The organism is Streptomyces sp. NPDC005533 (genome assembly GCF_042871845.1).
In the GTDB taxonomy this organism is placed as follows: Bacteria; Actinomycetota; Actinomycetes; order Streptomycetales; family Streptomycetaceae; genus Streptomyces.
Genome location: NZ_JBIAJH010000003.1, coordinates 206083 through 219676 on the forward strand (window position 1 = coordinate 206083; position 13594 = coordinate 219676).

10 protein-coding genes and 1 tRNA gene are annotated in these 13594 nt (G+C 73.2%); 9 read left to right on the top strand and 2 right to left on the bottom strand.

The features are described 5' to 3' along the window. Position 1: 1 nt before the first annotated feature. The 6 genes from tmk to ACFYP3_RS04630 all read left to right on the top strand — a co-directional run bounded on the left by tmk (position 2) and on the right by ACFYP3_RS04630 (position 8448). The gene (tmk, locus tag ACFYP3_RS04605) at positions 2 to 3211 is read left to right on the top strand and encodes a dTMP kinase (RefSeq protein WP_388826643.1); all 3210 of its coding nucleotides are present in this window, start codon (positions 2 to 4) and stop codon (positions 3209 to 3211) included. Positions 3212 to 3283: 72 nt separating this feature from the next. Beyond that, positions 3284 to 4495: a DNA polymerase III subunit delta' gene (locus ACFYP3_RS04610; RefSeq protein WP_388826646.1), complete on the top strand. Its 1212-nt coding sequence runs from the start codon at positions 3284 to 3286 to the stop codon at positions 4493 to 4495. A 239-nt stretch (positions 4496 to 4734) separates the two neighbouring features. Continuing rightward, entirely contained in the window at positions 4735 to 6330 is a 1596-nt protein-coding gene (locus ACFYP3_RS04615; RefSeq protein ID WP_388826649.1) for an alpha/beta hydrolase, read from the top strand. Between the two features lie 58 nt (positions 6331 to 6388). Beyond that, the gene (locus ACFYP3_RS04620; RefSeq protein WP_388826652.1) at positions 6389 to 6835 is read left to right on the top strand and encodes a hypothetical protein; all 447 of its coding nucleotides are present in this window, start codon (positions 6389 to 6391) and stop codon (positions 6833 to 6835) included. A 258-nt stretch (positions 6836 to 7093) separates the two neighbouring features. Continuing rightward, a tRNA-Thr gene (locus ACFYP3_RS04625) sits at positions 7094 to 7167 on the top strand. Between the two features lie 270 nt (positions 7168 to 7437). Next, on the top strand, positions 7438 to 8448 hold the full coding sequence (locus ACFYP3_RS04630; protein WP_388826654.1) for a quinone oxidoreductase family protein: 1011 nt from the start codon (positions 7438 to 7440) through the stop codon (positions 8446 to 8448). A gap of 42 nt (positions 8449 to 8490) precedes the next feature. Here ACFYP3_RS04630 and ACFYP3_RS04635 read toward each other — a convergent pair whose 3' ends face one another. Then, positions 8491 to 9339 (bottom strand): hypothetical protein, encoded by an 849-nt coding sequence (locus ACFYP3_RS04635; RefSeq protein ID WP_388826657.1) that lies wholly within the window; start codon positions 9337 to 9339, stop codon positions 8491 to 8493. 32 nt (positions 9340 to 9371) lie between these two features. After that, positions 9372 to 10961, bottom strand: coding sequence for a PQQ-binding-like beta-propeller repeat protein (locus ACFYP3_RS04640; protein ID WP_388826660.1), 1590 nt, complete (start codon positions 10959 to 10961; stop codon positions 9372 to 9374). Between the two features lie 142 nt (positions 10962 to 11103). On the opposite strand from ACFYP3_RS04640, the gene ACFYP3_RS04645 reads away from it, so the two are divergent. The 3 genes from ACFYP3_RS04645 to ACFYP3_RS04655 all read left to right on the top strand — a co-directional run bounded on the left by ACFYP3_RS04645 (position 11104) and on the right by ACFYP3_RS04655 (position 13581). After that, the gene (locus ACFYP3_RS04645; protein ID WP_388826663.1) at positions 11104 to 12354 is read left to right on the top strand and encodes a serine hydrolase domain-containing protein; all 1251 of its coding nucleotides are present in this window, start codon (positions 11104 to 11106) and stop codon (positions 12352 to 12354) included. Between the two features lie 112 nt (positions 12355 to 12466). Next, positions 12467 to 12982: a GNAT family N-acetyltransferase gene (locus ACFYP3_RS04650; RefSeq protein WP_388826667.1), complete on the top strand. Its 516-nt coding sequence runs from the start codon at positions 12467 to 12469 to the stop codon at positions 12980 to 12982. Between the two features lie 77 nt (positions 12983 to 13059). Next, positions 13060 to 13581 (top strand): SigE family RNA polymerase sigma factor, encoded by a 522-nt coding sequence (locus ACFYP3_RS04655; RefSeq protein WP_388826670.1) that lies wholly within the window; start codon positions 13060 to 13062, stop codon positions 13579 to 13581. Positions 13582 to 13594: the final 13 nt, after the last annotated feature.

Sequence of the window (13594 nt, forward strand, 5' to 3'; positions counted from 1 at the left end):
GATGACGCGAGCCGAGCAGCCAACGGTCGTGACCGCCCCGGCGAACCCCACCTACGACGAAGCCCTAGCCGCGGATTCCCGCGAGCGTGCGGTGCGCGCACTGCTGCGCACCCCCAGGCTGCGCCGGCTGTGGAGCGCGCAGCTGGTGAGCGGCATCGGAGACGCCCTCGCCCTGCTGGTGCTGGTGCTGCTGGCCCTCCAGGCCGCGGCCACGGAAGGGGCCTTCGGCGGCGGATACCGCGGCGCGGCCCTCGCCGTCGCCGCCGTCTTCGGGGTCCGGATCCTCGCCACCCTGCTCTTCGGCGCGGTCCTCCTCGGCCCGTTCGCCGGGCTCCTCGGCTCGGGCGGCAAGCTGGACCGCCGCTGGACGATGATCGGCGCCGACGGGGTCCGCATCGGCCTCTTCGTCGTCGCGCCGCTCTGGCTCGACTGGATCCCGGCCCACGCGCTCACCGCGCTGCTGGCCACCGTCTTCGTCTCCGGCGCCGCCGAGCGGCTGTGGACGCTCGCCAAGGAGAGCGCGGCGCCCGCCCTGCTGCCCGCGCCGCCGCCGGAGGGCGCGACCGTACGACCGCTCCCGGACCACCTGGACGCGCTGCGGCGGCTGACCCTGCGTACGGCTTTCGCGGCGCTCCCCGTCGCCGCGGCCGCGCTGCTCGCCGCGACCCTCGTGGGCAAGGCGCTCGGCCTCGGCGTGGACTGGTTCGCCGCGAACCAGGCCGCCCTCGGCTCGTACGTGGCCGCCGGACTGTTCGCCGCGTCGGTCTCGCTGCTGCTCCCGCTGGTGCTGCCCACCGGGGCGACCCCGCGCCCGCGTTCCCCGCTGGAGGGCCTGCGCGCCCCCAAGGCGGGCGACCGCCCCGACAAGGGCCGTACGGGCGCCATCCCCCTGCTGGTCCTCAGCTGCGCAGCGGTCGCCGGAGCGGTGTCCTGCGCCGTGGCCGTGGCCGTCCTGCACGCCTTCGACCTGGGCGGTGGCCCGGCCGCCTTCGCGCTGTTCGTCCTCGCGCTGGTCGGCGGCACCGCCGTCGGAATCCGCGCCACCCAGGCCGGCAAGGTCCTGCCCGGCCTGTCCCGGCGCCGGCTGCTGGCCCTCGCCATAGCGGTGACCGGGCTCGCGCTGCTGCTGACCGGCCTCGTCCCGGACACCGCGACCGTGCTCTTCCTCTCGCTGCTCGCCGGCGTCGCCGCGGGCATCGCCGCCAACGCCGGCCACACGCTGCTGGACCAGGAGACCGAGGAGTTCCGCCGGGCCCGGGTCACCGAGCACCTCCAGGCGGTCGTACGGGTGGCGGTGGCGCTCGGCGCCGTCGGCGCTCCGGCGCTCGCCGCGCTGATCGGCCCGCACCGGCTGACCGGCGCCGAGGTCGTCTTCGCGCACGGCGGCGCCGCCTTCACCCTGATGCTGGTCGGCGCCCTGCTGCTGCCGGTGGCCGTCGTGGTGCTCACCAAGGCCGACGACCGCAGCGGCGTACCCCTGCGGCGCGACCTGCGCGAGGCGCTGCGCGGCGGGGAGCCGGTGCAGGCCGCGTCCGACACCGGGTTCTTCATCGCCCTGGAGGGCGGCGACGGCGCCGGCAAGTCCACCCAGGTCGAGGCGCTGGCCGCCTGGATCCGGGACAAGGGCCACGAGGTCGTCGTGACCCGCGAGCCCGGGGCGACCCCCGTGGGCAAGCGGCTCCGCTCGATCCTGCTCGACGTGTCCTCCGCCGGACTCTCGAACCGCGCCGAGGCGCTGCTGTACGCCGCCGACCGCGCGGAACACGTGGACACCGTGGTGCGCCCGGCCCTGGAGCGCGGCGCGGTCGTCATCTCGGACCGTTACATCGACTCCTCGGTGGCCTACCAGGGCGCCGGCCGTGACCTGTCCCCGACCGAGATCGCGCGGATCTCGCGCTGGGCGACCGACGGGCTCGTGCCGAACCTGACCGTCCTGCTCGACGTGTCGCCGGAGGCGGCGCGGGAGCGCTTCACGGAGGCACCGGACCGGCTGGAGTCGGAGCCGGCGGAGTTCCACCAGCGGGTGCGCTCCGGCTTCCTGACGCTCGCCGCGTCCGACCCCGGGCGCTACCTGGTGGTCGACGCGGGCCAGGACCCGGACTCGGTGACCACCGTCGTGCGCCACCGCCTGGACCGGATGCTCCCGCTCTCCGAGGCCGAGGTGGCCGCCCAGGCGGAGGCCCGGCGCCTCGCCGAGGAGGAGGCCCGGCGCAAGGCCGAGGAAGAGGCGGCCCGCAAGGCGGAGGAAGCGCGGCTCCGGGCCGAGGAGGAGGCCCGGCTGGCGCGCGAGGCCGAGGAAGCACGGATCAAGGCGGAGGCCGAGGCCGCGCGCAAGGCCGCCGAGGAGCGGCAGCGCGCCGAGGAGGAGGCCCGGGCCAGGGCCGAGGCCGAGCGGCTGCGCGCGGAGGCCGAGGAGAAGGCCCGCGCTGCGGAGGCCGAGCGGCTGCGCCGGCAGGCCGAGGAAGAGGCCCGGCTGCGGGCCGAGGCCGAGGAGCGGCGGCTGGAGAAGCAGCGGCGCGCCGAGGAGGCCCTGCTGAAGGCCGAGGAGGCCCGCCGGCTGGTGGAGGCCGCGTCGGCCGAGGCGGCGGCGAAGGCCGCGGCCGCGGCTGCCGCTGCGGAGGCCGCTGCGGCTTCGGCGGCTGCCCCGGCGCCTGCGCCTGCTCCGGCTCCCACGCCGGCTCCTGCGCCCGCCCCGGCTCCCAAGGTGCCCATGACGAAGGAGCCGCACCCGGACGACGCGGTGACGGTCGAGACGCCGGTGGTCAAGCGGGTCGTCCAGCCGGACGACGTCACCCAGACCGTCCCGGTGCCGAAGGTCGAGCGGGCGTCCGCCGAGGAGACGGCCGTACTGCCCCCCGTCCGCCCGGTCGACGAGACGGCGGTGCTGCCGCCGGTCCGCCCGGCCGCAGCCCCGCAGGGCGGCGACGCCGGCGCCGCCTCCAGCCGGTCCCGGTCCGCTTCGCGGCCGACGGCCCGGCGCCCCGAGGAGGACCCGGCCGACCGGGTGCCCTCGGGCATCTTCCGTGACTCGACCAACGACCGGACGCGGGAGCTCCCCGTGCTCGGCGAGGACGGCCGGCCGAAGCGGCCGCGCCCGGACTGGGCCGAGGAGACCCCGCTGGACGATCTGCCGACGCTGGCGGACGAACTGCTGGGCCGCCACCGGGACGACGAGGACGACGAGGGCGAACGGGAACCGCGCCGCCGCTGACCTCGGGGCGGACCGGATTGTCAGTGGCGCCCGCCACAATGGGTGTACGGAGAGTGAAAGGTGGTGGGCGGGATGCCCGTATGGGACGACCTGGTGGGACAGGAGAGGGTCCAGGCCCAGCTGTCCGCCGCCGCCCGCGACGCCGACGCCCTGGTCACGGCCATCACGAACGGAACCGCCCCGCCCGAGGCGTCCAAGATGACCCATGCCTGGCTGTTCACCGGTCCGCCCGGAGCCGGGCGGGTCACCGCCGCCCGGGCCTTCGCGGCCGCCCTGCAGTGCACCAGCCCCGACCGCGCCCTCGGGGGTGAGCCCGGCTGCGGGTTCTGCGACGGCTGCCACACCACGATGGTCGGCACGCACGCGGACGTCTCCACCGTCGTCGCGGTCGGCAGCCAGGTCCTCGTCGCCGACATGCGGGACACGGTCCGCAAGTCCTACACGTCCCCCGCCACCGGCCGCTGGCAGGTCATCCTGGTCGAGGACGCCGAGCGGCTGAACGAGAAGTCCGCGAACGCGGTCCTCAAGGCCGTGGAGGAGCCCGCGCCCCGTACGGTCTGGTTGCTGTGCTCGCCCTCCGTGGAGGACGTGCTGCCCACGATCCGCTCCCGCTGCCGCCACCTCAACCTCAGCACCCCGTCGGTCGCCGCCGTCGCCGACATGCTGGTCCGGCGGGACGGCGTGGAGCCGACGGTCGCCCTGGCCGCCGCCAGGGCCACGCAGGGGCACGTGGACCGCGCCCGTCGGCTGGCCACCGACGAGGAGGCCCGGGCGCGCAGGGCGACGGTCCTGAAGCTGCCGCTGCGGGTGGACGACGTCGGAGCCTGCCTGAAAGCCGCGCAGGAGCTCTGCGACACCGCCGCCGAGGACGCCAAGCAGGTCGCGGAGGAGGTCGACACCAAGGAGACCGAGGAGCTGCGGGCCGCGCTCGGCGCCGGAGCGGGCGCCGGCAGCCGGATGCCGCGCGGCACGGCGGGCGTGATGAAGGAGCTGGAGGACCGGCAGAAGCGCCGCCGGACCAGGACCCAGCGCGACACCCTCGACGTGGCACTGAGCGACCTCACCGGCTTCTACCGGGACGTCCTGGCCCTGCAGCTCGGCTCGTCCGTGGCCATCGCCAACGAGGAGATACGGCACGACCTCGACCGGATCGCACGGGCCTCGGGCCCGGAGCGGACCCTGCGCCGGATCGAGGCGATCATCGCCTGCCGCGAGGCCCTCGACCGCAACGTCGCCCCCCTCCTCGCGGTCGAGGCGATGACGATGGCACTGCGCGCGGGCTGACCGGCCGCCGGGCCGCAACCGGGCTGCCGTCGGGCCACCGCCGGGCGAGGGTTTGTCCGCTGCCCGGCCGTCGTCGCGGATCCACACCCGGTTGACGGACTCACCCGTATGGGCGGACCGGCCGCCACGGCCGGGAGGGGCCCGCTCCGTGCGCCGCCCGGCGGGGGCCACGTTAGGCCCGCAGCCGTCCGGCCGCGGAAGAGCCCCCCGGCGCCCTCCGGCGGCCGTACGCTCCGGGGATGGACACCAGTCGCCTGCTGCGTACGACCGGGACCGTGATCGCAGCCGCCGGGTTGCTGCTCTCCGGGTGCACCTCGGGCGGCCTGGACGCTCCCCGCGCCGTCGCGGGCGGTTCGGACGGCCCGCGCGCCGAGCCCTCCGGGACGCCGGCCGGCCGGTGGTCGGCCCGGCCGTCACCCGACGGCGCCGCGCTGCGCCCGTACTACGAGCAGAAACTGACCTGGCGGGACTGCGGTGTCCCCGGATTCCAGTGCTCCACGATGAAGGCCCCCCTGGACTACGCGAACCCCCGCTCCGGCCAGGACGTCGACATCGCGGTGGCGCGCCGGGTGGCCACCGGTCCCGGCAAACGGCTCGGCTCGCTCGTGGTCAACCCGGGCGGCCCGGGTGGCTCGGGCATCGGCTACCTGCAGGCGTACGCGGGCATCGGCTACCCCGCGCCGGTCCGCGCCCGGTACGACATGGTCTCCTTCGACCCGCGCGGGGTGGACCGCAGCAGCCCCGTCGAGTGCCTGACCGGCCCGGCCATGGACGCCTACACGCAGGTGGACCAGACGCCGGACGACCCGGCCGAGCGGGCCGCGCTGGTGGCCGCCTTCAAGAAGTTCGCGGCCGGCTGCCACGAGCGCTCGCAGCGGGTGCTGCCGCACGTCTCCACCGTCGACGCCGCCCGCGACATGGACCTGCTGCGCGCCGTGCTCGGCGACAAGAAGCTCAACTACGTCGGGGCCTCGTACGGCACCTTCCTCGGGGCGACGTACGCCGACCTGTTCCCGGACCGCGTCGGCCGACTGGTCCTGGACGGTGCGATGGACCCCACCCGGTCCGCGATCGACCTGAACCGGGATCAGACGGCAGGGTTCGAGACGGCCTTCACCTCCTTCGCCAAGGACTGCGCGAAGCAGCCCGACTGCCCGCTCGGCAAGGGCGACCCGGACGCGGTGGCGGCGCGCCTGAAGGAGTTCTTCCGCAAGGTCGACGCCCAGCCGGTGCCCAGCGGGGACGCGGACCGCCCGCTCGGCGAGTCCCTCGCCACGACCGGGGTGATCGCGGCGCTGTACGACGAGAGCGCCTGGCCGCAGCTGCGCGAGGCGCTCACGGCGGCGATGAACGGCGACGGGTCGGGCCTGCTCAGCCTGGCCGACAGCTACTACGAGCGCGACGCGGACGGCAAGTACGCCAACCTGATGTTCGCGAACGCCGCCGTGAACTGCCTCGACCAGCCCCCGGCCTTCAAGGACCCGGCCGCGGTCGATGCCGCGCTGCCCTCCTTCGAGAAGGCCTCTCCGGTCTTCGGCGCGGGTCTGGCCTGGGCCTCGCTGAACTGCGCGTACTGGCCGGTGGCGGCCACGGGCAGGCCGGAGAAGCTGACCGCGAAGGGCGCCCAGCCGATCGTGGTGGTGGGCACCACCAGGGATCCGGCGACCCCGTACAAGTGGGCGCAGGCGCTCGCCGGCCAGCTCGATTCGGGCACCCTCCTCACCTATGACGGCGACGGCCACACGGCGTACGGGCGCGGCAGCGACTGCATCGACACCGCGATCAACCGCTACCTGCTGGAGGGCAAGGCGCCGGCGGACGGCAAGAAGTGCTGAGGCCGCCGCCCCGGTAATGGACTTGCCCGTGCCGGGCCGTGGACGGTGAAATCCGGCCATGAGCAGAATGGCGCAGGTCCTCGTGCTGGCCCGGTACGAGAACGAGGTGATGGAGCCGCTGACGCGGTACGACGAGTCACGCAGCTGGCGCGGCCGGTTCGAGCGGATACCCGACTGGTTCGTCGGCGGGTGGTTCCTGGAGTTCTACCGGGAGAGCCAGCGCGCGGGGATCCTGAAGGACCTGGAGGGGCTGCCGTGGAATTCGCCCGAGTGCGTGCAGGTCATGCTCCACGACGAGGAGGACGACTGCTTCGGGCTGTGGATGTTCCGTGAGGGGCGGCTGGTGGAGGTGCCGCTTCCGGGCACGGAGCGCTTCCACAAGCCGGCCCCGGCCACCCAGGAGTACCCGCCGAGCCCCGGCTTCCTGTGGCGCACGGACGTCGGCCACACCTGGCTGCCCGAACAGACCCCGAAGGAACTGCGGGACCCGCGCCCGGCCTGGTAGGGATCCGGAAGACGGTGAACGGCATGACCGGGGCGCCGCCGACGCCGGCAGCGGGCTGGCGCACCGCCCGGCGAGCCTCGCCCAACGCCCGGCGGACGCACAGCAGGCGATGCCCCGAATACGGCGTATCCGTCCCGGTCTGTGACCTCCGCCTCACCCCCGCAGAACCCGGTTCAGGGCACCCGTCCACACCCTGTAGACTTGGCGCCGCTGCTGATGAGCGCCCCTCTTCGAGGGAATACTTGTCAAACCAGCGGTGCCGCCTTAGCTCAGTTGGCCAGAGCAACGCACTCGTAATGCGTAGGTCTCGGGTTCGAATCCCGAAGGCGGCTCTGTAGAAGCCCCAGGACTCACTCGCCGTGACCTGGGGCTTTTGCTATTTTCCGGATCGTGCGCCGCCGACGTGCGCCTCGCCCATCCGGCGCATCGCCTCCCGTGAGAGCGCACAGCTGTGGGCAGCCGCGCTTGTAGCCCTTGTGGGCCGAGCAGTTGGCCGGGCACGGCCGACGCCGGGGCACGTCGAGTCTGCGGACTGGTCCGCCTGCCGGGAATCGGATCGCCGTCAACGGGGTTGCTGGGGGATAAACCGTCATTGGAGGGCCATGCGAGCGATTCAGGTGCACGAAGTGGGCGGTCCCGAGGTGTTGCAGGAGGCCGAGGTGGAGCAGCCGCGGCCGGGTCCGGGCGAGGCGCTCGTGGAGGTCGCCGCATCCGGGGTCAACTTCCTCGACGTCTACCACCGCGAAGGCCGGTACAGCCTCCCGCTGCCCTTCACCCCGGGCGCCGAGGGCGCCGGCACGGTCGTCGAAGTGGGACCCGGCGTCGCTGACGTCGCAGTCGGGGACCGGGTCGGTTGGGTGGAGATCCCCGGCACGTATGCCGAGCGGGCCGTCGTGGACGCCTCCCGGCTGGTGCCGCTGCCCGACGACATCGGCTTCGAGACAGCCGCCGCCGTGCTCCTCCAAGGCATGACCGCGCACTATCTCATCAAGGACGCCTACCCGGTTCAGGGGGGCGACACAGTGCTCGTGCATGCGGCTGCCGGTGGCATGGGGCTGCTTCTGACCCAGCTCATCACCCATCTCGGCGGCAGGGTGATCGGCACCACGTCGACCACGGCGAAGGCCGAGCTGGCGAAGCGGGCCGGGGCCGCCGAGGTGATCCTCTCCTCCGCAGTCGACGATCTCGCAGCCGAGGTGAGGCGGCTCAACGGCGGTCAGGGACTGCCGGTCGTCTTCGACGGCGTCGGCGCGCACACCTTCGACGCGAGCCTCGCCAGCCTGCGCACCCGCGGCCATCTCGTGCTCTTCGGCGCGGCGAGTGGTGCCGTGCCGCCGTTCGATCCGATGCGGCTCGCCCAGGGCGGTTCGCTGACCCTGATCCGGCCCAGCCTCGGGCACTACATCGCCGATCGGTCGGAGCTGCTCCGACGGGCCGCCGATGTGTTCGAGTGGGTGCGTTCCAAGGCTCTCGAGGTCACCGTGACGGGCCGCTACGCCTTGTCCGAGGCCGCCCGGGCCCACAGTGATCTGGAGGCTCGGCGTACGACCGGCAAGCTGCTCCTCGTACCCGGTGCGGCCGCTGTCGGACGCCGCGAGGAGACGCAGAGCTGATCGCGGGTGACGAGGTCGGGCACCCGGCAGGCCGAGATCAAGCTACGGGGTGGGGGTGGCCGTGGGGGTCGCCGTGGGGGTGAGGCGGACGGTGCTGAGGATGCGCATGATCAGGGAGTCGGGGACGGCGCCGGGGACGCCGGTGCGGCCGTAGAAGTCCCAGGCCGCGAAGGCGCCCGCGGAGTTCTTGAAGGCGAAGACGATCGACTGGCCGTCGCCGGCGCAGCGGTGGGGTTGTTCGGCGCCCTCGGAGTGGGCTTTGACGTAGGTGCCCTTGAGGCCGTACCGCGTCGTGTACTCCACGGGCTTGTCCCACTTCACGACGCTCTTGTCGGGCTGGGTGAAGGCGGCGTAGACCCAGGTCGGGGCGTTCTTCTCGGCGACCTCGGTGGTGTCCTTGGCGCCTTCGGCGCCCTTGGTGCCGACGCTGCCGAGCGGGAAGTCGGAGACCACGCCGTCGCCGTCGCCGTCGATGCTGCACCACTGGGACTTGTAGAAGGCGGGCGCCGTGTGTCCGATGAGGAGCTTGTCGGGGTCTTTGTCGTCCCCGTGGCCGCTGAAGACGTCCGGCGAGAGGACCTCCCAGTCCGGCGGGACGTCGAACGAGGTGCCGTGCTTGGGGTTGACCACCGTCTTCCAGCCCGCGATCAGCGGTTTCGACGGGTCCGGGGGGCCGTCCTGCTCGTCCCTGGCCATGATGACGGCCGTCACCGCGGCGATGGCCCCCACGGCCATCAGAGCCGTGAGCGCCATCATGAGCCGGTTGGTGCGCTTCTGCGGCGGCTGGGGCGACTGGGGCGACTGGGGGGCTTGCGCGGGGTGCGGGGGATGGGGGAGGGGCGGCTCGTACAGGGCGCCCGGCTCGTTCGGCTGTTGGTACGGGTTCTGCACGTGCCCCTCCTGGGGTGCGGGACTGCGGGACGCTACTTGCCGAACGAGAGGATCGCGCGGCTCTTCTTCTTGGGCTCCGGGCTGTAGACCCGGCCGTTGAGCAGGAACACTCGTCCGCCCGACCAGGTGGTGCGGATGCCGTGGGAGTAGAAGACGCTCGCCGCTCCGGCGGACACGGCCGGGCTCTGCAGGACGGGCTGCGAGGCGCCGTCCGCCGGTGCCAGCGAGACGACCGAGGCCGCCGCGCCGCTGCCGGGGGAGACGTACACGAGGACCCTGCCCTCCTCGATCGCCAGCGGCCACATGGTGCGGTTCTTGGGCTGCTCCGCGGTGCGCCACCGCTCCTTGCCCGTGTTCAGGTCGACGGCGACGACCTGGTTGGTCTCCTCGGTGTCCAGGGTGGCGGCGGGCTTGCCGGCGCCGATGTAGAGGGTGTCGGCGTCGGCCACCGCGGCGTAGCACTCCTGGTGCCTGCCCGCGTTGCCGAAGCCGTTGCACCGGCCGCTGACCCCGAACGCGGCGGGGCCCTGCGAGCGGACCTTGCCGTCGGCCGCGAACGCCGTGATGTTCCAGGTCTTGCGGTCCTCGTGGTGCGCGGCGACCACCACCGGGTTCACGGAGAGCACCCGGCCGACGGTCCAGCCCTTGTCGTACTTGTAGGCCCACTTGGAAGCGCCCGTGGCCGGATCCAGCTCCTCGACCATCGACTGGCCGCGCGCGGTGGGGTCCTTCAGGTCGAAGCAGTTGCGGACGCCGATCAGCCGGGACCCCCCGGCAAAACCGGACGGGGTGCATCCGTCCGTCTTCGACGTGCCGAAGAGCTTCCTGCCGTCGGTGACCGAGAAGCCGCTCATGACCGCAGACCGGGCGAGGGCCACGGTGTCACCGCTGATCGCGATCTCGAACTCGTTCGAGGAGTCGTACGCGTTCTCCGCCGGCACCGCCACCTTCCATCCGGTTTTGCCCGTGGCGAGGTCGATCAGCTGGAGGTGTGTGCAGTGCGAGCTGTCCGAGCCGCTCTCCTTCAGCCCGACGACCAGTTTGCCGTCCGCGGTCGGGGCCGGCGGAACCGCGCAGAGCGGGGTCGGGAGCGGGATCTTCCACTTGTCCTGGCCGTCGGCCGCACCGTAGGCGGTGATCTCGGTGGCGATCGCCTTGACCACCGCGTCGCCCACCCGCCACGGGCCGTACTGGCCGGTCCCCGAGCCGCCGAGCTCGATCTGGTTGTCGCGCAGCCAGACCTTGGCCTCACCGGGTTTGATGCCGGCGTTGGGGTCATAGGTGTCGGGGCCGACGCCGGGGCCCTTGCCGTCGCCCTTGTCGATCGAGGGCGAGGACGAGGGCTCGGCCCGGGAGGACCCGTCGCGGCCGTCGCCGACCGCGAAGTACACACCGCCGCCGACGGTGAGCAGGACGGCCACGCCCAGTGCCGTCAGGACGGCCGGCCGGCGCTTGAACCGGCCGCCGAGGCCACCACCCGCCGCGGAGCCCCCGGAGGCCGGAACCGGCAGTGCCGGTGCCGGCGGCTGTGGCTGCGCCGCCGCGGGCGGCTGCGGCCGCGGCTGCGGTTCGAACGGTTCGGGCGGGGGTCCGAAGCCGCCGCGCCACTGCTCATCGCTCATGGGGAGAGTGTGGCCGGTACAGGACCCTTTCTAGAATAGATTTTTAGACTTCTTCGCCGTGCCCCTTCAGGTCGCCCGGCCGGGGCCGCAGGGCTACGTTGGACTGAGTGGGCTCCTGTCCTGGTGTGCGAGGAGGCCGGGTATGACTACGCATCGGCGCAGGTCGGCAGTGTTCGCAGCGGTGGTGGCGGTGGCGGCCGGCCTCTTGGCACCGCCCGCCGCGGCCGCGGTCGGACCGGCGGCCGCGTACGCGCGGGACGCGACGGCGCCCGCCCCGACGGTGACGGTCCCGGTTCCGTCGCCCACGCCCGCCTCCGGCGCGTTTCCGCAGCTGACCCCCGCCGTGGCCCGGCAGTTGGACGACGCGGTCCGCAAGGTGATGACCGAGGCGAAGGTGCCCGGGGTGATCGTGGCCCTGTCGGCGCCGGGCAAGGGCGAGTACGTACGGGCCTTCGGCGTCGCCGACAAGGCGACGGGCGCGCCGATGACCCCCGGCCTGAACATGCGGATCGGCAGCGAGACGAAGACCTTCACCGTGACCGCACTGCTGGAGCTGGTGGACGACGGCAAGGTCGGACTGGACGACCCGATCGGCAAGTACGTCGCGGGGGTCCCGAACGGCGACCGGATCACCCTGCGCCAGCTGGCGGACATGCGCAGCGGCCTCTTCAACTACTCCGCGGACGAAGAGTTCTTCAAGGCGCTGACCAGTGATCCGCGGCGGCCCTTCACCCCGCAGGAGCTGCTCGCGTACTCCTTCAAGCACCCGGTGCTCTTCGAGCCGGGCGCGAAGTTCTACTACGACAACACCAACCTGATCCTGCTCGGACTGGTGGTGGAGAAGGTCAGCGGGATGCGCCTCGCCGACTACATCGACCAGGAGGTCGTCACACCCGCCGGGCTGAAGCACACGCTGTTCCCGACGGGTGCGGAGTTCCCCGAACCGCACGCCCACGGCTACACGGACCAGACGGCCACCGGCAAGACCGAGGACGCCACCGACTGGAACCCGTCCTGGGGCTGGGCGGCCGGTGCGATGATCTCCGACCTCACCGACATGCGCAGCTGGGCGAAGACCCTGGCGACCGGGACCCTGCTGACCCCCGCCACCCAGGCCGAGCGGCTGAAGGTGATCGACGCGCTCCCGGGCACCGGCTACGGCCTGGGCATCTTCAACGTCCAGGGCTGGATCGGGCACAACGGTTCACTGCCCGGCTACCAGTCGCTGACCGTGTACCTGCCGCAGGCGCAGGCCACGCTGGTCGTGCTGCTCAACACCGACACCGCGTACCAGGGCAGCGAGCCCAGCACGCTGTTCGGCCGGGCGATCACCGAGATCGTGACCCCCGAGCACGTCTTCACCCTGCCCGCCCAGCCCGTCACCGGGCACTGAACGGGCCTCCTCGCGGCCCAACGGTCCTCCCCCGGACCGCTGGTGCGGATCCGCGCCGTCCGTGCACCATGGTCGCGGCGCGAGACACCCTTCAGGGAGATGTGAGACGTACATGAGCGGTCAGGCAGCAGCACGGCAGGACATCCGGTCCCCGCAGGGGGCGGGCGGGGCGGCGGGAGCGGTGGCCGTCCGGGCCGCCGGCGAGGCGGACCTCGACACGGCGGCCGCGCTGTTCCGCGGCTACCTCGACTTCTACGAGGTGGACGTCGAAGACCCGGACGGTCCGCGGGACTTCCTCGCCGAGCGGATCGCGAAGGACGAGTCGCTCGTCCTGCTCGCCGAGGTCCCGGGGCTCGGCACGGTCGGCTTCGCGCAGGTCTACCGCGCCTTCTCGTCCCTCTCCCTGAGCACCGCGTGGGTGCTCAACGACCTCTACGTCGCCCCCGCCGGCCGCCGCACCGGTGCCGGCCGGGCGCTGCTGCGCGACGTGCTGCGCCGGGCCCGCGAGGCCGGGGTGTCGGGCGTACAGCTGGAGACCGCGTACGACAACACGGTCGCGCAGGGGCTGTACGAGGCGGAGGGGTTCGTCCGTGAGGAGTTCCACGTGTACTTCCACGACCTGGGCTGATTGACTCCGACCGCGGGGTGAAACATTCCCGCACGGTCGCCGCGTCAATGGGGTGAGACGGACGCGAGGGGGAACGAATGCGGCACGGTCGCAGAGACGGGTTCCGTGAGTTCGCGGCGGGCCGCTCGGGCCATCTGTACCGGTCGGCATGTCTACTGGCGAGCGGGGACACCCATCTCGCGGAGGACCTGGTCCAGGAGACCCTGGGCCGGATGTACCTGCGCTGGGGGCGGATCTCCCGCATCGACAATCCGGCGGCCTACGCGCAGACGGTGCTGGTGCGGGCCTTCCTCACGCACCAGCGCCGCCGGTCGGCGGGAGAGCGCCCGGTCGGGGAGTTCCCCGACTCGGGTGCGACGGCCGCCGCGGCCGGCGGCGCCGATCCGGAGCTGCGGCTGACGCTGCTGGAGGCGCTGGGGCGGCTGGCCCCCAAGGACCGGGCGGTGCTGGTGCTGCGGTACTGGGAGGACCGCAGCGTCGAGGAGACCGCGGACGCGATGAACGCCAGCTCGGCGGCGGTCCGTACCCGGACCTCACGGGCGTTGGCCCGGCTGCGGGACCAACTGGGCGGGAGCCTCACCGAGTTCGCGGACCTCTGAGGGCGCCGGCACT

Coding starts and splice junctions, on each gene's coding strand:
- tmk (WP_388826643.1), top strand. CDS start 2: ATGACGCGAGCCGAGCAGCCAACGGTCGTGACCGCCCCGGCGAACCCC.
- ACFYP3_RS04610 (WP_388826646.1), top strand. CDS start 3,284: ATGCCCGTATGGGACGACCTGGTGGGACAGGAGAGGGTCCAGGCCCAG.
- ACFYP3_RS04615 (WP_388826649.1), top strand. CDS start 4,735: ATGGACACCAGTCGCCTGCTGCGTACGACCGGGACCGTGATCGCAGCC.
- ACFYP3_RS04620 (WP_388826652.1), top strand. CDS start 6,389: ATGAGCAGAATGGCGCAGGTCCTCGTGCTGGCCCGGTACGAGAACGAG.
- ACFYP3_RS04630 (WP_388826654.1), top strand. CDS start 7,438: ATGCGAGCGATTCAGGTGCACGAAGTGGGCGGTCCCGAGGTGTTGCAG.
- ACFYP3_RS04640 (WP_388826660.1), bottom strand. CDS start 10,961: ATGAGCGATGAGCAGTGGCGCGGCGGCTTCGGACCCCCGCCCGAACCG.
- ACFYP3_RS04645 (WP_388826663.1), top strand. CDS start 11,104: ATGACTACGCATCGGCGCAGGTCGGCAGTGTTCGCAGCGGTGGTGGCG.
- ACFYP3_RS04650 (WP_388826667.1), top strand. CDS start 12,467: ATGAGCGGTCAGGCAGCAGCACGGCAGGACATCCGGTCCCCGCAGGGG.
- ACFYP3_RS04655 (WP_388826670.1), top strand. CDS start 13,060: ATGCGGCACGGTCGCAGAGACGGGTTCCGTGAGTTCGCGGCGGGCCGC.